Genomic DNA, 19275 nt, shown 5'->3' on the forward strand with positions numbered 1-19275 from the left:
CAGTCCTGCTCTGGTCGCTATCCACCTATGCAAAAAACCAGTCGAAGTTCGCCGCTCTGCGCGAGCATGGCGAGTTTGCGCATCTGCAATGGATTGAATTTTCCGAGCCTTCAGAGGCCTCGACGTTCCTCAAGGCGATCGCTGCCTCACAAGAGCGCTGACACGGGTTCACCCCCACAGCCCTGCTACAGCCCGGCATTTCAATGACCACCTTGCAGTCGCTCAGATGCAGGCTCGGGCCGCCGAATATGCCCGCTATCGCTGCACATCGAGGTCGTAAGTGACCCAGTCGGTCGCCGACGCAAGCTTGTCGTAGAGCTGGCGCGCCCGGGCATTGCTGCCGGCAGTAATCCACCGCACCACGGGCCAGCCGCGTTCCTGGGCTTTGGCAGTCACGCCCATGATCAAGCTGCGGCCTATGCCTGAGCCTCGCTGGTCTTGAGCCACAAACAGGTCGTCGAGAAAGCCGACGTCCTGCGCGATCAGCGGGTCAGGACATGCACGAAAATGCGCCAGTCCCAGCAACTGGCGGTCCTCCGACTCTGCGACCAGCCCTTCCATCGGGTGGCGCGGGTCCATCAGCCATGACCAGCTTCGATCCAGGATCGCATCGGTCATGGGCGACTGGTAGAAATGGGCGTACTGGCGGTAAAGATCGCACCATGGCGTTCGATCACTCATTTCCAGGGGGCGAATTGTCACTGCACTCAGCATTGGGGTTCTCTTGTCCATGGTTGCTCCGGCTTGGTCATTCCCAAGCCGGTTCTGTGTTTTTCACCAGACGGCGGACGCCGCCGACGGTCCTTCGTGCGAGGGAAAGTGCGGCAGCACCTCCCTGGCCAGCTCCTCCAGCACCTCGGCTGGCGGGCGCTGTGAAAACTGAATGCCAAACGCGGCATGGTTCACCCCTGCCGCCTGCCACTCTTCAAGCAAGGCCATCAGCCCTCTTCGCCCGGTGCGCAGAACATAGCCACCGTGCAAGGGGGTCCGAGGATAGCCAGGATCATCTACCAGATCGATCCACTCGTTCGTCATGTGCGACCTGAACGCCCCTCCGGGGACAAACCCTGGCCTGCAAGATTTGCCTACTACGCCGTGACCCGGCCTGGAGCGGCTGACCGCTCCGAAGTGCGCGCCTTCCTGGACTGGATTCGCGCAGAGGCGGCCCAGTAAGGCCGCAAGCAGATGCCCTGCCGCCCTGCTGGCCTGCGAAATGCTCGAAACGAATCAACCGGCATTCCCGGCTAGCGCGAAGCCTCTGGTCCCTGCTCAGCGCACTCGTTTTGCCCAAGCCTTCTACCCTCAAGCGAGGCAGATGCAGCACCCGACATCGTGCTTGCGACAGCCATGCCGCATGTGTCTCAGCGCATCAAAGGCAATACGGGACGACGCAATAACCGCCAGGACAATCAGCGATTATTCATGCCATTTCTGAATCGCAGTTTCCAAGCTACTGAAGGTATTTCATCAATAGTCCCGGCATGCCACGGCATGCGACGGCAATGACCCGAAACAGCCACCTTCAAGCCTTGAATATCGTCCACCTCGTTTAGAACCAGATTTTTCAGAAATTAAATATCTGAAAATATCCTTCAATCTTTAATTTCAATCGAGCAATAATAAATGAGGTGTATAGAAAATCATCTGAATGATTTCAATAGCCAAAAAAATAATCAACTGAATTTCTAAAAAACATCTACTAAAAATAGAAAAATGGCTTATTTAAATACGCTATCAATAACCAAAAACAGAACTCAGATAGCACAAATTCAACGACGAATTATTTCAGTTTTATATGAATTGAAAAATTAAATAAATATAGTTAGTTAAATTAATTATATCTATAGATTAACTCATTAAACACAACACAAGCATCTACCCAATTCCAAGGATTCATTTTGTAAGTTCAGTAAAATTTGACATTATTTGACATTTTCTATGGATTTCCCAATGAGCACTAATTAATTTCTTAAAGTATTCAAGCCCCCTGGTTTTTTCATCGGGAGCCATCTATGTCAGCCGTCCAGACTTCGTCTTGCCCGCCCTTGTTTAGCAATCACAATGACCCGCCTCCATCGCTTAGCCACTCGATGTGGCCTGGGCACATGGTGGGCCAGCGAGAGCAGCCCGTTCGCGTCTTCCTGGTAGACGACGACAGCCATATCCGCAGAGTGATTGCCCAGGATCTGATGGGAGACTCAAGAACCCTGCTGGTTGGTCATGCCTGCAGCTTGCGTGAGGCACGCAAGAGCATTCAACAGCACGACTTCGACGTTCTGATGATAGATCTCAACCTGGGCGACGGCGAAGGTCTGGATCTTCTTGAACTTGTCCAAGGCACACACCCACATGTGCAAAGCATTATCGTTTCAGTAACTGAAAGAGATGAAAAGGTCTTTCAGGCTTTTGAGAAAGGTGCTGTAGGCTATTTGCTGAAAAACTCCTGGTTTGGCGACTACGCACAGGCAGTATTGCAAGTTGCCAATGGTGGCGCATCCATTACTCCGTCTCTTGCCAAGAAAATTCTGTCGCTGGTTAGCAGATCACAAACTTATGTCGTTCCGGCGTCAAACCTCACCAAAGAAGAGAAACTTTCTGAGCGAGAAATAGAAATACTGAAGCTCATTGCCTGCGGTTACAGCTCTCCTGAAATATCCACGCAGCTCAAGATAAGCACAATGACAGTATCCACGCATGTCAAGAACATGTACCGAAAGCTGCAGGCCAAGACAAGAGCCCATGCTGTAAAAGCCGCCTCTTTGCGTGGGTTGATATAAATTTGAAGGCATTTTCTTTATTCAAGGCCAGAGGTGGCAAGCGTATGGAGTCGCTGAGAAATCTTGGCTGGAAGGCAACAACCATTTTCCTTCAGACCATTACCATACTCAGCTGGTGCTTTCTCACGCCACTGCGAGATCAGAATTGGTTTTTTGTCTTCAGTATCTTGGTAGCCTTGAGCGGATTGCTTATCTCGCTTCGCTACATTCCTGGAATCTATCGTGGCCTCAAGGCCAGACTGCGCTCCAGCTCCCAGCCCTCCAAGGAAGTCCAGGAAGAGCGCAAGCGCATCGCCTCAGACCTGCATGACACTTTGGGCAGCCAGTTGGTAGAAGCCTTGAGCCTGATGAACTCACAGCCCTCGGTTGAAGATGGTCCTGCCAGAAAAGTACTGGAGCAATCGCTGCTGGACCTGCGCCTGATCGTCGACTCCATGGATGCCCAATCCGACAATCTGGCCATGCGCCTGGCGCGATTGCGCTATCGGCTGGAGCCCGCGCTTCAACGCAAAGGCCTTGTACTGCACTGGCAGTTGACCGACCCTGAGCTCGGGGTCGGCCAGCAGACCACGCTGCCGCTTCCCAAAGACCGCGTTGCGCATGAAATCCTGGCCGTCGTTCAGGCCAGTCTCAGCAACGCCATCGAGCATGCCGATGCGACCGAGATGTGGCTGACACTGGAGCCCTATCAACAGGGCGACCTGCAAAGCTTCGGCTGGGAGTGGTATCTGAGCATTGAGGACAACGGCAAGGGCTTCGATCTTCAAGCCGTGCTCGACAACCCCAGCAAGTCCGGGCACGGCGTCAACAACATGTTTCATCGCATGCGAAGCATTGGTGGCGACCTTCACATCCACCCCCGCCATGGCGGAGGCACACAGGTATTGATGCGATGGCGGTCTGAACCGACCAGTCTTTGCTAGAGAAGCCTGAACTCACGGCGTTCTTATTGTGGACACCGCGCGTCATGTCGATCTCATGCCCACCTCATGCCCGGTTGGGGGCACCCGGCAGGCGATCTCATCTCATTGATGGAACACGCCGCTATTCAGACAGAATGCCATCAGCTCCTGATTGGACTTCGCCTCAAGCTTGCGCATCGCGGTCATCTTCTGCGAACTGACTGTCTTGATGCTGCGGTTAAGACGCTCGGCAATCTCGGCAAGGCTGCCTCCCCGCACGTAGTAGCGCAGGACCTCGAACTCGCGCGGAGTCAATGACTTGAAGCGCTCCTGCAGCATCTGATGCTGAAGCGAAACATTCGTCTCCAGAAAGGATGGCGGGGTGTAGATGTTTCCCAGCGACACCAGGCGTATGGCCTTGAAAACCTCTGAGGGGTCGTCCTGCTTGAAGACCACGCCCTTGACGCCGGCCTTGTAGAGCGCCTTCACGATCATCGGGTTCGACAGCATCGTCAGCACGATGACCTTCAGGCCCTCGAACTGGCGCAGCAGATAGCCGATGAACTTGATGCCATCGCCGTACTGCGAATCAGGCATGTGATAGTCGACGATGACGATGTCGGGAAGAGACTTCGTCAGCGCCGCCACAAGTTCCGTCGAGGAACTGGCAGTGGCGGTCAACGTGAGATGTATGTTTTGCTTGAGCAGGTCGCCAAGCCCCATCAGCACTAGTGGGTGATCATCTGCCAGGACTATTCGTAGTTTCGTCATGCTTTTCTCGATTCGACCCCAATTTTGACGGCACAAACCCCGGCCTACCGAGATCTTTCTCAATACGCTATTAACTTTCAGGAGCGCGCTGCACGGCCTCTTGAAGTCAATCAAGACCGATTAGAAAAGATAATCCCGAAACACAATAGTTAAAAATCTACAACTGCCGGACTGTGGGCTGCGACAGACAAACTTCTGACATATATCGCGCCCGGCATCCTCTCTCAAAATCAGAAATCCAGGCTTGCACAAGGCGACTTTGAGAATTTTCTGAGAATTTCCGCCCCTTCATTTTCATATCCTTGCCTGGCACCTAAACAAAAGGCGCGCAAGCAAATCGCAATGCAAATGCATTGCGATTTGAAGGAGTTTCCGCACCCGCACTCCAACGCCCGGAAACGCTTTTTTAAATCTTCAATCACAGAGTCAATTATGAAAAAACTCGTTCTGAGCTTGGCCGTTCTGTCTGCACTCGGTGCTGCGAGCATTGCTCAAGCTGCCCCGGCCGAAGGCGCCAAAGGCCTTATCAAGTTCACCGGCGCGATCAATGCAGACACATGTGTCCTGAGCAGCCCCAGTGGCACGATCGCCGGCAAGACCCTGACCGTGGACATGAATGAAGTCCCCGCCGCCTCGCTGGGCAGCGAGGAGTCGCCCACGACGACTGGTAACGGTCTGACGGCCGAGGCAAAGGACCTGGATCTGGACATCCAATGCGCCACCGGTACCAAGGTTTCGATGACGCTCATCCCTTCCGCACCCTCGGGCAAGGGCATTGCAGTGCAAGGCGGAGCCAAAAACGTGCAAATCATGCTGACGCGTGACGGCAGTGTGGTGGACTTCACATCCGGCTCCGCTGATATCGCTGCCAACGCCGCAGTGGAAGGCAAGTTCCGCGTGCCTCTGAAGGCCTACTACACCCGCGCGGCCGGCAAGGCATTGGCCGACGTCACTATCGGCCAGGCCAATGCGACTGTTAACTACGTTCTGAAGTACGAGTAAATCTCGATAAGCCGCAGTGGTGAGTCAGTGAACTGACCCCACTGCGGTGAAAAAAGGGAGTGCAATGACATCTTTCGCCCAAATTCAACGTACCGTGGCTTGTGGCCTTGCCGCTGCAACCATGCTGTATGGAGCTTGCGCACAGGCATCAATCTCTCTGAGTGCCACCCGCGTCATTGTGCAGGAGAAGAAGCAGGAAGCCTCTATCTCAGTGCGCAATAGCGGCACGCCAGTGCTTGTTCAGGCATGGCTGGAATCGAATACGGCAAATGCCACGGACGATCTCCCATTTGCCGTGACGCCGCCTCTTGCCAAGGTCGCTGCTCCTGGCCAGCAGCTCATGCGCGTGCTCTATGCGGGCAACAGCGGCCTTCCTCGCGACCGTGAGTCGGCCATGTGGCTGAACGTGCAGGAAATCCCCCAATCGACCGGCGGAGAAAACCAGCTTCAGATCGCGGTTCGGCAACGGATCAAGGTATTTTTCCGCCCGACCGCAATCGTGGGTGTCGTCGCCGATGCGCCGGGTTCCTTGCGCTGGAGCGTTGCCCAAGACGCAGGCAGGCCGGCACTCAAGATCACCAATCCCAGCATGTATCACATCTCGTTTGCCTATCTGGGCATCGCTGGCGGGAAGGAACTGCCTACGCCGGAAATGATCGCCCCTGGCGAGACACGCATGCTTTCGGCAGACGATCTAGAGCGCAACTCCAAGATCGCTTTCAAGCTCATCAACGACTTCGGTGGCGTTGACGCCTATGAGGTCCAACTCTCTGGTGACTCCGCCGAGTCTCCTGCAGCAGTCAAAACAGACTAGTCGCGGCGGGGCGCGCCCTCTTCTGCGCCCTGTCTTCCTCATTCCCGGGCTCGAACAAGAATTCCGCCGCAAATCAGCGGATAGGGATTCCTTGCGCCTTTTTTTGGAGGCAGCCCACCAATTTGCTCTCTGATCCATGTCCTCTCATCACCTGCTTCACCGCTGGCTGGCTGGCGTGCTGTGTGCCTCTCAAGCCGTTGGCACAGGAGCATGGGCGGAACAAGTGACACTGCACCCAGCACAGGGCGGGGCTGCGGCGTCCCTCAAGAAGCCTCAACCGGTACAGGTTGCAGCGCTGGACGGCTCATTCGTCGTCAGCTACAACACGGCCTTCCTCTACGGAATGACTTCCACCACCGACATCCGGACATTGCTGGCCGGCTCAGGCGTTCCTCCGGGCTTCCAACGCGTCGACATCTACATCAACCAGATGCTGGCCGGCCGCATGGATGTCGAGTTCTCCCGCAACCCCAAAAGCGACGAAATCGAGCCATGCATTACCGTGGCCATGCTGGAACAAGGCGGGGTTGATCTGAGCAAGCTCCCCACCCCTTTGGAGCAAGGCGCCACCTGCATGCGCCTGGCGGAAGTCATACCGGACGCAAGCGCCGCATACGATATGGCAAGCCTGCGTCTGAACCTGAGCGTGCCGCAGATCTACATGACCTCGCTTCGTCGTGGCTATATCGACCCCTCCCTGTGGGAGCAAGGTGCCGATGTCGCCTTCCTCAACTACAGCCTCAATGCACGCCGCAGCGAGTTGCGACACAGCAGCTCTCAGAATGATCTCAGCGCCAGCATCCGTTCAGGTGTCAACCTGGGCGAATGGCGCTTGCGCAACGACTCGTATTTCACTTCGGGAAGCCGTCGGCCGTCGAAGTTCAATAGCCAGAACACCTATCTGCAGCGCGGCTTCAACACCATCAAAAGCCAGATGGTCGTGGGAGAGACATACACCTATTCGCCGTTGTTCGACAACGTGCGCTTTCTCGGCATGCAACTGGCCTCCGATGAGGCGATGCGACCTGACGAAGAGCGAGGTTACGCGCCCGTGATCCGAGGGACGGCGGAAAGCAATGCGACCGTGGAAGTTCGCCAGAATGGCTATCTGCTCTATACGACTACCGTTTCTCCCGGGCCATTTGCAATCACCGATTTGCAGCCTTCCGGCACGAACGGCGACCTGGAAATCGCCGTCATTGAAGCCAGCGGGGTCCGGCGTGTATTTCGGCAGGCATTCGCAAGCCCTCCGCTGATGGTCCGCGAGGGCCGGATCAAGTACGACATTGCTGCCGGCCAGGTGCGCCTGGATCGTCGCCAGCAGGAGCGGCCCGGTTTTGCCAGCGGATCGGTGATCTACGGCCTGACGGCCAACACCAGCCTGGCGGCCGGCCTGCAGGCCTCGCCCGGCTATTTGTCTTACTCGCTGGGTGCAGGCATGAACACGCCGATTGGCGCGGTGTCTCTGGACGCCATCCACTCGCGCAGCAACGCCGGCGGCTCATCGACAAGCGGAGATCGTCTCAACCTTCGCTATGCAAAATTTGTCGAAGCGACCGGATCCCATGTCTCCTTCAATGTGCAGCATGGCTTGCGCGAGGGATTTCGCACGCTCTCCGATCACATCGAGCGAAACGGCACACAGTCCGGCTCGCGACCCGGCTCGTATCTGAACTTGGGGCGTGCCAGCAGACAGCGTCTGGACGGCTACCTCTCTCAACCTATCGGCCGTGGCCATATCTACCTGAATGGATCCTATGGCAAGAACTGGAATGGAAGCTCTTCCCGCAGCCTGTCACTGGCGTACAGCAACTCGATCGGCAAGCTGAACTACAACATCTCCTATACGCAATCACGAAACCTGCATTCCTCCTGGGCAAACGGGCCCATGCCCCGTCATGACAACACCTTGATGCTCACGCTCAGCATGCCCTTGGGTGGCCCGGGAGACTCCACGCACGCATTCTCCACACTGAGTCGACAACGTGCCGGTACAAGTGCGCAGGCCGGCGTCTCCGGCGCTCTTCCCCTCGAGAGGCATGTCAGCTACACCGTGGCCGGCAACAAGGATGCGGATGGCCAGCGAGACGCCTCGATCGGCGTGGGCACCGCGACCTCGTTTGGCCGCCTCAATGCCAGCTACACCCATGGGGACCGATACCGTGCGAGCAATTTCTCGGCGTCGGGGTCCGTCGTGGCTCACGCGGGCGGCGTCAACCTCGGGCAGGGATTGAGTGAAACCTTCATGCTCGCCAAGATCGAGCCGCCGGTGCCTGGCGTGGCAATCTCGAGCTTCTCCGGCGTCGAGACGGGCAGCAATGGCTATGCAATCATCCCCAGTGCTACGCCCTTTCGCGGCAACCTGGTGACGCTCAGGACACAGGGACTGTCCAAGGACGTCGATATCACCAACGGCGCGCAGATGGTGGTACCTACACGCGGCGCAGCCGGGCTGGCCAAGTTCACGGCAGTGAGCGGGCGCCGCGTGCAGTTCGATTTGCGCGGGGCCGACGGCAAGCCCCTGCCGTTTGGAGCGACTGTCGACGAACTCGATGGCACAAGGCTGGGAATCACCGACCCGCGCGGCCGCGTCCTGACCTTGCTGCCCGCAGACCGCGAGCAAGGCATGCTCGACATACGCTGGGATGAGGCCACATGCCGCGTCAGCTATACGCTGCCGCCAAAGGTCGAGGGCGAAAATTATCAGCGCCACACGCTCACCTGCACAACACCCATCCCGCCCTCTCCCGAGCGAAAGGACCCTGGCTCCATTGCTGCGAGCGATCTGCGGCGTCCCAAGGCAGATGCCTCAGACGCCTCATAAGCCAACAGGGCGGGAAGCGACTCCCGCCCTTTTTTGAGTCCCCGGCCAGATAGCCAGATAGAGTGATGGGCACTGCACGCGCAGGCGCCCGAAGCTGGCAACAGTCAGAGCGCCATCTTCGTCGGCGAGCTCCCTATGCAGGCAAACGATATGCGGCAAACGGAATGGATCGAATCGGCCGCTCTGCATCGCTCGAACAACTTCGCGCCATGAAAGCGGCCCAAGAACGACCTGAGAACGACCTGAGAACGACCTGAGAACGACCTGAGAACGACCCAAGAGCGGCGCGCTTCTAGACCACCTGCTGCCGGGCGTGCGCAGCAGATTGCAGCAGCCACCGGCCTCAAGCAAGGCTTTGTGAATATCCAGGCGCCTTTCAAAGCGGATGCGCAGCTTTCCAAAGCCTGCAGGCTTGATCTGGTTCGTGCTCTGGATCGCGCTCCAGCGATGTGCAATATCCAGAGCCTTGAAGAGCAAGACCGAAACACCTCAAGAAAGTGCCCTATCCCGACGGTCCTGGATCGATGGCCATCGAACTCCCCAGGGCATGCTGCTGCTCACACCAAGCGCACCAGGCACACCGGGCACACCAGGCACACCAGGCTGTAGCGGCTCAAGCTGATGCACTCCAGATATAAAAAAGTGCCCGGCCTCCATCACGGAGGGCGGGCACTTTTCTGATAACGATCTTATTTATAGCTGATGGTAAACGTGGCATAGGCATTTGCAGTGCCGACGGTAGGCTTGAGACTCATCGACGTTCCGACGTAGCGCGCCCTCAACTTGATGTCCACGGGCACATTACCAAACTCGCCGACCATCCATTGGTTTACCCCTCCGGATTCGGGGCCGTAGCGGACAAGCTCGCCATTTTCTCGCAGGATTTCTATCCCGACATTCTTTGCCTCGGAATCGCTGGAGAGAGAAAGTGTGCTCGAACGGTTAGAGGGGTTCATGGGATCCGACAAAACAATGAACATTCTTGTCGTTGTGCGGTCATCTCCGCCCGAGCACTGCAGCCTCAGGTTGAAATCCTTGGTTGGCCCTGCGCTCTTGTCGGTCAGCTCACTAATATCGCCCTCCAGTTCAACACTGACAGTTTTTGTTTGCAGTGCGCAAGATGGCACTCTTGGCCGGACCTCAATGCCATCCCCCTGAAGATATATTCGTCGAGCGACATAACCGTACTTGACAAACGTGGTTTCACCGATGGCTCCAGATATGTGTCCGCCAGCAGTAATCTTGCCTATTTTCACAAGTTCAACGGTGAAATTGTCGGCCGCAGCCATGTTAAGCCAAGTTGTAGTTCCAAAGTCTTTCTGTTGCGGCCACCACTGCTGCTGGTTAATGCCGCCTTTGACTCGTATTCCAATGCCCTCGATTGGAGTCTTGTACGTATTCCATCCACCCATACCGAGATTAAACGGAACAGCATAGACAACAACACCAATATCGAAAGGGCATATCGCCCTCCCTCCTTCTCCATTGGCTTTTGAGTTGGAGCTATATAGCACCGTACCCAAAGGAACATTGGGATCAAAATCCGCAACTTTAAAAGAAGGAAATTCCCAATGCAGCGAATCTGCGATCGTCTCACTGTCGTCAATACGAACGTAGCAAAAATCAGCCCTTGCAGCAGTCGACAGCAGAGTGGAGAACAACAGAAAAAATATCCGCGAAAGATTTTTCGGAGAACCCTTTGATCGAAATAGAGATTTGAGAGATTTCGCCATTATTCATCCAATATTTTTTGGACATTAAATGATATCTGGCTCGGTGGCATTCAGGTTTAGGAAAATTCTCAAAACACCGGTGGGTTTCGGCTCTCACTGTTTTTTGCAATCCTCCACTCGGTTTTGTATTTGACGAATAAATACATCTCTCTTCAATTGATTGATCTATTTTTGAAGAAAGCTCATTCTTCGAGATCATTCACAACTCATTTTGCTTAGCTATCAGACAAAGACTCGCAAAAATTCGAATGCCTTGATATTCGGCTTCGCTTTACTCGGCATCTGTTTGCATGCAATGCCACCGCCCTGCTCCTGATCTGGGCCTGGCGATGAGACCTGAATTGCGAGCTTCAGTGGGTGCAATGTGCAAATCCTGCCGGGCTTGGGCCAGCCACTTCAAAGCGGCTACCACGACCCGGCAAACGGACGGTTTGCCGTTGAGACAGGGCGCGAAGCCGCAGGCTGCGCAGAGAAGTACGACAAGACGAAGCAACGATGTATCAAGGGTTGTGCAAGCAGCTCCAATTGCAGAACTGCTCACTCGACCCAAACGTTTCCAACAAGGCTAGTCGCGCAAGCTGCACCGCTACGTCCCGATGTCTCGGCTATGCAGTCGCGGCTTGATGAAGTTGCTCATAGGCGGGGATTGCCTGAAGCAGCCGCCCGAGGCACGCAAATCAGGCGCATAGTAAAGCTGTGGGTGCTGAGGAGCCGAAGACATGAGACCGGATACTTCGTTTCGTGACCGGGCAGATGCTGGCCGGGCCCTGGCCGCGGCATTGGCGGCGTGGCGCGAGCAAGCCGATGTGCTCGTGCTGGCCTTGCCACGGGGCGGCGTGCCGGTCGCCTATGAGGTTGCCAGCGCACTGGCCCTGCGGCTGGATTTGATGCTGGTGCGCAAACTAGGCACGCCCGGCCATAAGGAGATGGCGATGGGCGCCATTGCCAGCGGCGGCGTGCGGGTGTTGAACGATGATCTCATCCGTGGCCTGTACATCTCCCCAGCGGCCATCGACGCAGTCGCGCAACAAGAAGTTCTGGAGCTGCGGCGCCGTGACCTGGCCTACCGGGGCAAACGTCCCGCGCCAGCCGTGACTGGGCAACGGGTGATACTGGTCGATGACGGACTGGCGACCGGTGCCACCATGCGTGCGGCAATTGCTGCGGTACGCTTGCAGTCGCCAGCACACATCGCAGTCGCCGTACCGGTCGCACCTGTGGAGACGCTGGCGATGCTGCGCCCTCTGGTCGATCAGCTGATATGCCTGCTCACTCCAGCGCCCTTCTTTTCCGTGGGCCAGTGGTACCGCGATTTCGCTCAGACCACGGATGAGGAGGTAAAGACCTTGCTCAGCAAGGCCTGGCGCAGGGAATTGCGTGACGCTGCGCAATAGCCGAGCGCGCTGTGCAGCTGCTGCCCGGCCACTCCAAGCCGGAGTCGACACCGAGGTGCCTGAACATCAAGGTCGACGATGCACGCGAGATCTCTGAGCAGACGGAGACCTGCCGCCCTCAAAGCCTGCAATATGGCGTTGGGGCGAGCTAGCATTCCCGGCCAGAAGCTGTTCTTGAAGGCACTCCCTCAGTTGACTGCTTCAAGCTGATCTGAGCCATCCACGGCCCTGCGCCTGAGTGACAGCAATCACCAACACAAGCCGTTGAACGCCGTCTGCCTCGAAGGGCCGCTTCGCCCTCAGGATCGGTCATGCGTTTGCGTGATTCGCCGCTTACCCAACCGAAGGACGGCTTCTGCTTGCCCTGACAGGCTTGTCTCGACCCGTTGCTCTCGTTCGAGCTTCCACGGCAATGTCTGATGTGCAGCGGTTGTTGCCGGTCGTAGCGAAGTCCTGAACTCACGGTGTCGGCCACATTGCAGACACCCAGGCAACCGATATTGGGCTCAACCTGAGCTTGCAAGGGCAGGCTCATGCCATCTGCTACTAGGGACGATACATGCGGAACTTCTGCTCATCGCCAATCGAGAAATAGTCTGCTGGGCCTCCCGCGCGGAGAATCACCCCGGCATTGGCCGTGTCGAACACACCGTCCTTGAGCAGCCGATGATCGATGTAGACCTTTACCACCTCTCCAAGCACGAGCCAAGACGGAATCGACTCATGGCTGGCGGTACGCAACTGGTGGATGTCGGTCAATCGGCATTCGAAGGTCACCGGGCTCTGTGCGACTCTGGGCACCCGTATCAACTCCGAATCCACGGCTTCTAGCCCTGCCAGCTCGAACTCATCCACCTCCGCAGGGACAGCGGCACAGGTCTGGTTCATGGCATCGGCTAGCTCACGCGTGGCCAGATTCCACGCGAACTCGCCAGTCTCCTGGATGTTGCGCACCGTGTCTTTCCAGCCGATGCTGGAGAAGCCGATGATGGGAGGGACGTAGTTGAAGGCGTTAAAGAAGCTGTAGGGTGCCAGATTGACCTGTCCGCTCGCGCTCCTGCTCGAAATCCATCCGATCGGCCGCGGGCCGACGATGGCGTTGAAGGGATCATGCGGCAGTCCATGCCCTTTGCGGGGCTCATAGGTATGCGAGTCAGTTTTCATCGCTGGTGGTTCTAGCGTCTGCCCTGTCGGGAAGTGCTCAACTGCATTCATGGGAGATAGTGCCAATCTAACGGCGTGCTGGGGAAGTCGGGCTGCTGGGAGCTCTACCAAGCCTGAGGCCCAACCCGTCGCTATAGCCGTCTCGCACTGGTAATGTGCTCACGCCTCAGCACAAACGATGAGCGCCTTATTTTGCGTAAAAAAGCCGTCCTTTGAATCGGGAGAACAGCTCCTAGCCGGTTGGAAAGTGCACGCCAGCACGCTGGGCAGCCTGCACGATGTGCGCTGACATGGCCTGCTGCGCCAGCTCCGGCCGGCCCTGTGCAAGGCCGTCGATGATGGCCGCATGCTCCTCGCAGGTGGCATGGCGCGCGCCGCGCTTGTAGAACGGCAGGCGCTGGCTCTCCTGCATGACTTCGCCGCTGCCGCGCAGCACGTCGGCAATCGCGTGATTGCCCGAGATGGTGGCGATCTGCATGTGGAAATCGAAATCCAGACGACTGGCTTGCAGGAAGTCCGAGGCCTCTATGCATTGCTGCATGCCCTGCAGGTTAGCCCGCAGCAGCGTCAGGTCCTCGGGCTGTACCACCAGGGCCGCAAGGCGCGCCGCAAAGCCTTCCAGCGCGTAGCGTAGCTGATAGACATCGGTGAGAGCATGCGAATCGGCAAAGCGCCAGGCCTCGCTGGCTGGCGCCTCGGACGCCTCGGTTACATACATGCCCTTGCCGGGCCGCGCCACGACCAGCCCCAGCCCCTGTAGCGTTGACAAGGCCTCGCGCAATGACGTCCGGCTGATGCCCAGTTGTTCCGACAGATCGCGCTGCGAGGGCAGCAGTGAGCCCACCGGATAGGTGCCGGCTTCGATCCAGTCCCGGATCAAGCGGGCGGCCTGGCTGGCAACGGCGACATTGGGGGAGACAGAGGGTTCCATTCGGGGGAGATCGTTCATCGCAAAAAGGGGGATGCGCGCCATCTTAACGACTGCGCAGCACATCCCGCTTCGAACACTGCCCCTGACATTGTTCCAGACCACACTGCGGCAGTGCTTCCGGACGGTGACTGCCGCGATGCGAGGCTACTTGTTGACCAGCTTGGCCGGCACGGTATAGGTCAGAAAGGCACCGAGCAGCAGCACGCCGGCCAGCACGAACATGGCGGCATTGGTGCTCTGGGTCGCATCCTTGATCAGGCCGATCATGTAAGGGCTGATGAAGCCAGCCAGATTGGCGAAGGAGTTGATCAGCGCAATGCCTGCCGCGGCCCCTGCGCTGGACAGAATGGCCGTGGGCAGGCTCCAGAACAGCGGCGAGGTTGCGAGGCTGCCGCCTGCAGCCAGCGCCAGGGCGGCCAGTGACAGATAGACGTTGCCGCTGAAGACGGCCGACAGCATCAGCCCCGCGGCCCCCACGCAGAACGGCACGATCAGGTGCCAGCGGCGCTCGCGCATGCGGTCCGAGCTGCGGCTGACCAGGTTCATGGACACCACGGCCACCGAGAACGGTACGGCCGTCAGCAGGCCGATCTGGAAGGCGCCTTCCACGCCTGACTGGCGGATCAGTGAGGGCAGCCAGAAGGTCAGGCCGTACTGGCCCATCACCGTGCAAAAGCAGATCATGGCCATCTTGATGATGCGCGGATCGGCGAACAGCGCGCGCAGCGTCATGTGGCTGTCTGCCTTGCTGGCGTTCTCGCGGGCGATGTTGCGCTCGAGCAGCGTCTTTTCCGATTCGCTGAGCCAGCGCGCGCTGCGGATGTTGTTGTCCAGATACCAGAGCACGGCAATGCCCAGCAGCAGGGAGGGTACGGCCTCGATCAGGAACAGCCACTGCCAGCCACGCAGGCCGGCCACGCCCTGCATCAGGTCCATGATGCCGCCCGACAGCGGCCCGCCCAGAATGCCCGAGACCGGGATCGCGCACATGAACAACGCCACCATGCGCGCACGCCGGTACGACGGGAACCAGTAGGTCATGTACAGGATCATGCCGGGGTAGAAGCCCGCCTCGGCCGCGCCCAGCAGGAAGCGCAGCACATAGAACTGCGTGGGCGTGGTCACGAACATCATGGCTGCCGAGATCAGGCTCCACATGATCATGATGCGGGCAATCGTAGCCTTGGCACCTATGCGGTGCATGAGCATGTTGCTCGGCACTTCGAAGAAGAAGTAGCCGATGAAAAACAGCCCCGCACCGAGGCCGTACATGGCCTCGCTGAACTGCAGGTCCGCCAGCATGTGCAGCTTGGCAAAGCCCACGTTGACCCGGTCCAGGTAGGCCGCCACATAGCAGGCCATGATGAAGGGAAGCAGACGCCAGGCGACCTTGCGGTAGACCGCGGCCTCGGCGGCGGTTTCGCCGGCAAGCGTGGCTGCCGGTGCGGCAGCGTCAGGGGTGGAGGAAAGGGATGACATCTTGGATCCTTGTTGGCGGTGGTTTTCGTAACTGGTATTACCGGTATGAATTAACGATCGCAACCATAATCAAGATCAAGACATTGCGCACTCGCAATTACCCTAGCCACTCTTTAAATTTGCAATTTGACAAAGTCGCTGAGGCAAAACATACTGGTATTACCAGTTAGACCAACTCAAGCAACAACCTTTTATGACCACTGTCCTGGCAACCACGCCCGCCTCCTGCGGCGCCCCTGTCCTCCACCGCCTTAGCATTCAGCCCCTGACTGCCGAAGCCTTTGCCCGCTTTGGTGACGTGATCGAAAGCGCGGGGCATGCCCCTTTGCAGATCAACCACGGCATGACCGAGCGCTACCACGCGCTGGCGCAGGTGGATGCCGGTGGCGCAGAAGGCCACGCGCTGATCAATCTGTTCCACGCCCTGCCTTACGAGTTGCCGCTGCGGCTGGAGGAAATGGAACGCCACCCGCTGGGCAGCCAGGCCTTCGTGCCATTGCAGGAGACCCCTTTCGTCGTCGTTGTCGCGGCTGCGGGCGAAAGCGTGCAACCCTGCGACCTGCAGGCCTTCGTGACTAATGGCCGCCAGGGGGTGAACTACCACCGCGGTGTTTGGCATCACTCCCTGATTGCCCTACAGGCCCCTGCACGTTTTCTCGTTGTGGATCGCGGCGGTCCCGGCCACAACTGCGATGTGGTGGCCATTGGCGACGGCAGCGGCGTGTTGCTGGAGCTGCCGGACGCCGGCTAAAGGCTCCTAGCCGAACGCAGCTGCTCGCTATCACCGGACAGGTCAGTCATAGCCGGCACAAATAATCAGGTCAGCGGGAACATGCAGTCGAAGGCAGTGCTGCACGGGGGTGTATCCGCACCTGAGCCCAGTCCTTGGTCAGCACTTGCCAGATTGAGCTCCCACGGACTGCTTTGAACAAATACACTGCTTGTCACCCTGCTTCGGGCGACAACGGCCTCCAAGGCCTTGCTTCAAGCAGATTCCGGATATCGACTTCAAATGCTGCCCAATAGAACTACCAAGGAGACCCCGTGAACCGTCGACAGATACTCGCGTCAATTGCCGCCGCAAGTGCGCTCACCACCATGGCAACCGCTCGCGCGGAAGCAGCTTTCCCGCAAAAGCCAATTACTTTTGTCGTTCCGTATCTGGCTGGTGGAACAACCGATCTCGTGGCACGAGTCGTGGGCGAGCACATGGCACGTACGCTGGGCCAAGCTGTGGTGATCGAGAACAAGCCCGGCGCCGGAGGCAATATCGGCATGGATGTGGTGGCAAAGTCCAAGCCTGACGGCTACACGATCGGTTTCGGAGCCATCTCCACCAATGCGCTCAACCCGCACATCTACAAATCGATGGCGTTTGATCCCCGCAAGGACTTCACGGCGGTTTCCATGCTGGGCTACTCCACCATCGTGCTGGAGGTGGGCAAGAGCTTCCCGGCAAACAATGTGCAGGAATTCATCGCCTACATCAAAGCGAACCCAGGCTTTCAGTACGGTACTGCCGGCGCCGGAACAAGCATGCACCTGGCTGGCGTGATGTTTGCGCAAATGACTGGCCTGGATACCGTCCATGTGCCCTATAAAGGCAGCGTACCGGGTATTACCGACATGCTTGGCGGCCACCTACCCGCCATGTTTGATAACCTGCCCGCTTCCCTGCCACACATTCAGGCAGGCAAGCTCAAAGCACTGGCCGTGGCAGGCAGCGAGCGCAGCCCATCGTTACCCAATGTGCCGACAATCGCGGAGAGCGGGCTCAAAGGCTACGCAGTCGATCCATGGTTCGGCGTATATGGCCCAGCCAAGCTCGATCCAGCCATCACAGCCAAACTCAATACCGCCATCAACCAGGCCCTGAGCGATCCGGCCGTCAAGGACAAGCTGGTGCAGGCCGGATTCACTCCCAAGGGATCTGCGGCCCAGGGCTTCGAAGCGCTGACACAGTCCGAATACAAACGACTGGGCGAGGTGGCACGCAAGGCCCAGATGCAGGTCAACTGACGACAGCCGCTGGCGGTCGAAGGGAAATCCCAATGACTGGTAAAGATGGCAGCGGCCATCGGTCCAATACAACGGGATGTCGACAACCAGCCTAATACCGTCACCTGTCGGCAGGTTGTCAGCGACTGCTCCTGGCCGAGAACCCCATTTCGTCCTTTGCTCCAACAGCAGTCCTTAAAGCCGTTGCTGCCCAGCCGAATCTACAGTCGCCAGTGGCCTGCAGGACGCCTACTCTAGGCGTCAGTTCACCTGGCTCTGACGGTTCGATCCCGCTCCCGGCAAACAGCCAGTTTTGCTGCCACAACCGCACCAGTGGAAGAAAGGACGTTGAACAACACTTGTCCATCTCTCCCAAGCCCAGGCATTGTCTGTCCATTGTTGACCTCTGCCGTGATAGAGGCATGGCACCATTGAGCCTTTCGATTGTGGAAAGAGGATCTCGATGCTGATCAATTGCGTGGCCTACGAAAAGGGATCCAAGCTGGCAGATATTGCTGTCGCCGATATCAGCGAGTACATCGCAAGGCCTGACTGCTTTGTCTGGGTGGCCTTGTCCGATGCGACGTCAGCTAAGCTGGACGAAATGCGTGAAGAGTTCAACCTGCACGAACTCGCCGTGGAGGATGCCAGCCACGGACACCAAAGGCCCAAGATCGAGGAATACGGCCAGTCCCTCTTCACAGTCATGCATCTTCTGGAGCCTGATCCCGCTCAACCCGGCCATTTCAACCTGGGTGAGGTGGATGTGTTCATCGGCTCCAACTACGTTCTGTCGGTCCGAAATCGCAGCAAACAAGGTTTTCTGGGAGTGCGGGATCGCTGCGAGAAAGAGCCCGAGCTACTTAAGCACGGCTCGGGCTTTGTCTTGTATGCACTGATGGACGCGGTGGTTGACCGCTACTTCCCCATCATTGAAGCCCTGGAAGCCGAGCTGGAAGCGGTCGAGCTACAGATTTTCACGCAGCGAGCTGCACGCGAGAGCATCAAGCAGCTGTATGGGCTGAAGCAACGTGTCATGATCCTCAAGCACGCGGTTGCTCCATTGCTGGAGGCCGTGAGCAAGCTCCACGGCGGACGTGTACCTCAGGTCTGCGCGGGATCGCAGGACTACTTCCGCGATGTAGCTGACCACCTGGTCCGCATCAACGGCCTCATCGAGGGAATGCGCGACACCATAGCGACTGCGATGCAGGTCAACCTCGCGCTGGTCACAATCGATGAAAGCGAAGTCACCAAGCGACTGGCAGCCTGGGCGAGCATCTTTGCGATCTGTACTGCCTTTGTGGGCATCTGGGGAATGAATTTCGAGCATATGCCAGAGCTGAAGTGGCAGTATGGCTACCCTGTTGCACTGCTGCTGATTGTCTGCGTGTGCAGCTATGTCTACTACCGCTTTCGCCGGGCCGGCTGGCTATGACGCCAGCTTGAATCCATGCTGGGTACATCCTTTGGATGCGGTCATCCA

16 protein-coding genes and 2 pseudogenes are annotated in these 19275 nt (G+C 57.7%); 10 read left to right on the plus strand and 8 right to left on the minus strand.

The genetic code is table 11. The features are described 5' to 3' along the window. Window positions 1–255: 255 nt before the first annotated feature. Both CSE6_RS22020 and CSE6_RS22025 read right to left on the minus strand, forming a co-directional pair. Window positions 256–732 (minus strand): GNAT family N-acetyltransferase, encoded by a 477-nt coding sequence (locus CSE6_RS22020; protein ID WP_238585769.1) that lies wholly within the window; start codon window positions 730–732, stop codon window positions 256–258. Between the two features lie 42 nt (window positions 733–774). After that, a pseudogene (locus tag CSE6_RS22025) lies at window positions 775–1062 on the minus strand (LLM class flavin-dependent oxidoreductase); the annotation flags it as partial. Between CSE6_RS22025 and CSE6_RS26560 the strand changes: the two are divergent. From CSE6_RS26560 to CSE6_RS22040, 3 genes and pseudogenes are all read left to right on the plus strand, one after another. After that, window positions 1060–1173 (plus strand): annotated as a pseudogene (locus CSE6_RS26560) (transcriptional regulator); the annotation flags it as partial. The pseudogenes CSE6_RS22025 and CSE6_RS26560 sit on opposite strands and share 3 nt — an antisense overlap. Before the next feature lie 932 nt (window positions 1174–2105). Continuing rightward, on the plus strand, window positions 2106–2777 hold the full coding sequence (locus tag CSE6_RS22035; RefSeq protein WP_034381054.1) for a response regulator transcription factor: 672 nt from the start codon (window positions 2106–2108) through the stop codon (window positions 2775–2777). A gap of 185 nt (window positions 2778–2962) precedes the next feature. Beyond that, window positions 2963–3700, plus strand: a complete 738-nt coding sequence (locus CSE6_RS22040; RefSeq protein WP_238585770.1) for a sensor histidine kinase — start codon at window positions 2963–2965, stop codon at window positions 3698–3700. A 102-nt stretch (window positions 3701–3802) separates the two neighbouring features. Here CSE6_RS22040 and CSE6_RS22045 read toward each other — a convergent pair whose 3' ends face one another. Continuing rightward, entirely contained in the window at window positions 3803–4450 is a 648-nt protein-coding gene (locus tag CSE6_RS22045; RefSeq protein WP_034380975.1) for a response regulator transcription factor, read from the minus strand. A gap of 432 nt (window positions 4451–4882) precedes the next feature. Between CSE6_RS22045 and CSE6_RS22050 the strand changes: the two genes are divergently transcribed. From CSE6_RS22050 to CSE6_RS22060, 3 genes are all read left to right on the plus strand, one after another. Further along, entirely contained in the window at window positions 4883–5452 is a 570-nt protein-coding gene (locus tag CSE6_RS22050; RefSeq protein WP_238585771.1) for a fimbrial protein, read from the plus strand. 64 nt (window positions 5453–5516) lie between these two features. Then, window positions 5517–6266: a molecular chaperone gene (locus CSE6_RS22055; RefSeq protein ID WP_059441497.1), complete on the plus strand. Its 750-nt coding sequence runs from the start codon at window positions 5517–5519 to the stop codon at window positions 6264–6266. A gap of 136 nt (window positions 6267–6402) precedes the next feature. Continuing rightward, the gene (locus tag CSE6_RS22060; RefSeq protein WP_238585772.1) at window positions 6403–9090 is read left to right on the plus strand and encodes a fimbria/pilus outer membrane usher protein; all 2688 of its coding nucleotides are present in this window, start codon (window positions 6403–6405) and stop codon (window positions 9088–9090) included. On the opposite strand, the gene CSE6_RS22065 is transcribed toward CSE6_RS22060, so the two are convergent. Both CSE6_RS22065 and CSE6_RS22070 read right to left on the minus strand, forming a co-directional pair. Beyond that, complete coding sequence (locus CSE6_RS22065) at window positions 9085–9567, minus strand: hypothetical protein (protein WP_152668622.1); 483 nt, start codon at window positions 9565–9567, stop codon at window positions 9085–9087. The genes CSE6_RS22060 and CSE6_RS22065 overlap by 6 nt on opposite strands. Window positions 9568–9779: 212 nt before the next feature. After that, window positions 9780–10823, minus strand: a complete 1044-nt coding sequence (locus CSE6_RS22070) for a fimbrial protein (protein WP_083994790.1) — start codon at window positions 10821–10823, stop codon at window positions 9780–9782. A 719-nt stretch (window positions 10824–11542) separates the two neighbouring features. On the opposite strand from CSE6_RS22070, the gene CSE6_RS22075 reads away from it, so the two are divergent. Beyond that, window positions 11543–12217 (plus strand): phosphoribosyltransferase, encoded by a 675-nt coding sequence (locus CSE6_RS22075; RefSeq protein WP_034380990.1) that lies wholly within the window; start codon window positions 11543–11545, stop codon window positions 12215–12217. 546 nt (window positions 12218–12763) lie between these two features. On the opposite strand, the gene CSE6_RS22080 is transcribed toward CSE6_RS22075, so the two are convergent. The 3 genes from CSE6_RS22080 to CSE6_RS22090 all read right to left on the minus strand — a co-directional run bounded on the left by CSE6_RS22080 (window position 12764) and on the right by CSE6_RS22090 (window position 15791). Beyond that, a complete protein-coding gene (locus CSE6_RS22080) occupies window positions 12764–13381 on the minus strand; it encodes a flavin reductase family protein (protein ID WP_034380996.1) in 618 nt (205 codons plus the stop codon). Between the two features lie 232 nt (window positions 13382–13613). Next, the gene (locus CSE6_RS22085; protein ID WP_122974441.1) at window positions 13614–14330 is read right to left on the minus strand and encodes a FadR/GntR family transcriptional regulator; all 717 of its coding nucleotides are present in this window, start codon (window positions 14328–14330) and stop codon (window positions 13614–13616) included. Between the two features lie 126 nt (window positions 14331–14456). Continuing rightward, the gene (locus CSE6_RS22090; RefSeq protein ID WP_059441499.1) at window positions 14457–15791 is read right to left on the minus strand and encodes an MFS transporter; all 1335 of its coding nucleotides are present in this window, start codon (window positions 15789–15791) and stop codon (window positions 14457–14459) included. A 193-nt stretch (window positions 15792–15984) separates the two neighbouring features. On the opposite strand from CSE6_RS22090, the gene CSE6_RS22095 reads away from it, so the two are divergent. From CSE6_RS22095 to CSE6_RS22105, 3 genes are all read left to right on the plus strand, one after another. Then, on the plus strand, window positions 15985–16542 hold the full coding sequence (locus CSE6_RS22095; protein ID WP_003062254.1) for an ureidoglycolate lyase: 558 nt from the start codon (window positions 15985–15987) through the stop codon (window positions 16540–16542). A gap of 293 nt (window positions 16543–16835) precedes the next feature. Further along, entirely contained in the window at window positions 16836–17810 is a 975-nt protein-coding gene (locus CSE6_RS22100) for a tripartite tricarboxylate transporter substrate binding protein (protein ID WP_059441500.1), read from the plus strand. A gap of 442 nt (window positions 17811–18252) precedes the next feature. Next, entirely contained in the window at window positions 18253–19227 is a 975-nt protein-coding gene (locus CSE6_RS22105; protein ID WP_059441501.1) for a magnesium and cobalt transport protein CorA, read from the plus strand. Window positions 19228–19275 lie beyond the last annotated feature (48 nt).

The sequence above is a fragment of the Comamonas sp. E6 genome, assembly GCF_001010305.1.
Taxonomy (GTDB): domain Bacteria; phylum Pseudomonadota; class Gammaproteobacteria; order Burkholderiales; family Burkholderiaceae_C; genus Comamonas; species Comamonas thiooxydans.

Bases quoted from the DNA above. Each gene is read 5' to 3' on its own strand.
- CSE6_RS22020 (WP_238585769.1), bottom strand. From the start codon at position 732: ATGGACAAGAGAACCCCAATGCTGAGTGCAGTGACAATTCGCCCCCTG.
- CSE6_RS22035 (WP_034381054.1), top strand. From the start codon at position 2,106: ATGGTGGGCCAGCGAGAGCAGCCCGTTCGCGTCTTCCTGGTAGACGAC.
- CSE6_RS22045 (WP_034380975.1), bottom strand. From the start codon at position 4,450: ATGACGAAACTACGAATAGTCCTGGCAGATGATCACCCACTAGTGCTG.
- CSE6_RS22050 (WP_238585771.1), top strand. From the start codon at position 4,883: ATGAAAAAACTCGTTCTGAGCTTGGCCGTTCTGTCTGCACTCGGTGCT.
- CSE6_RS22055 (WP_059441497.1), top strand. From the start codon at position 5,517: ATGACATCTTTCGCCCAAATTCAACGTACCGTGGCTTGTGGCCTTGCC.
- CSE6_RS22060 (WP_238585772.1), top strand. From the start codon at position 6,403: ATGTCCTCTCATCACCTGCTTCACCGCTGGCTGGCTGGCGTGCTGTGT.
- CSE6_RS22070 (WP_083994790.1), bottom strand. From the start codon at position 10,823: ATGGCGAAATCTCTCAAATCTCTATTTCGATCAAAGGGTTCTCCGAAA.
- CSE6_RS22075 (WP_034380990.1), top strand. From the start codon at position 11,543: ATGAGACCGGATACTTCGTTTCGTGACCGGGCAGATGCTGGCCGGGCC.
- CSE6_RS22080 (WP_034380996.1), bottom strand. From the start codon at position 13,381: ATGAAAACTGACTCGCATACCTATGAGCCCCGCAAAGGGCATGGACTG.
- CSE6_RS22085 (WP_122974441.1), bottom strand. From the start codon at position 14,330: ATGAACGATCTCCCCCGAATGGAACCCTCTGTCTCCCCCAATGTCGCC.
- CSE6_RS22090 (WP_059441499.1), bottom strand. From the start codon at position 15,791: ATGTCATCCCTTTCCTCCACCCCTGACGCTGCCGCACCGGCAGCCACG.
- CSE6_RS22095 (WP_003062254.1), top strand. From the start codon at position 15,985: ATGACCACTGTCCTGGCAACCACGCCCGCCTCCTGCGGCGCCCCTGTC.
- CSE6_RS22105 (WP_059441501.1), top strand. From the start codon at position 18,253: ATGCTGATCAATTGCGTGGCCTACGAAAAGGGATCCAAGCTGGCAGAT.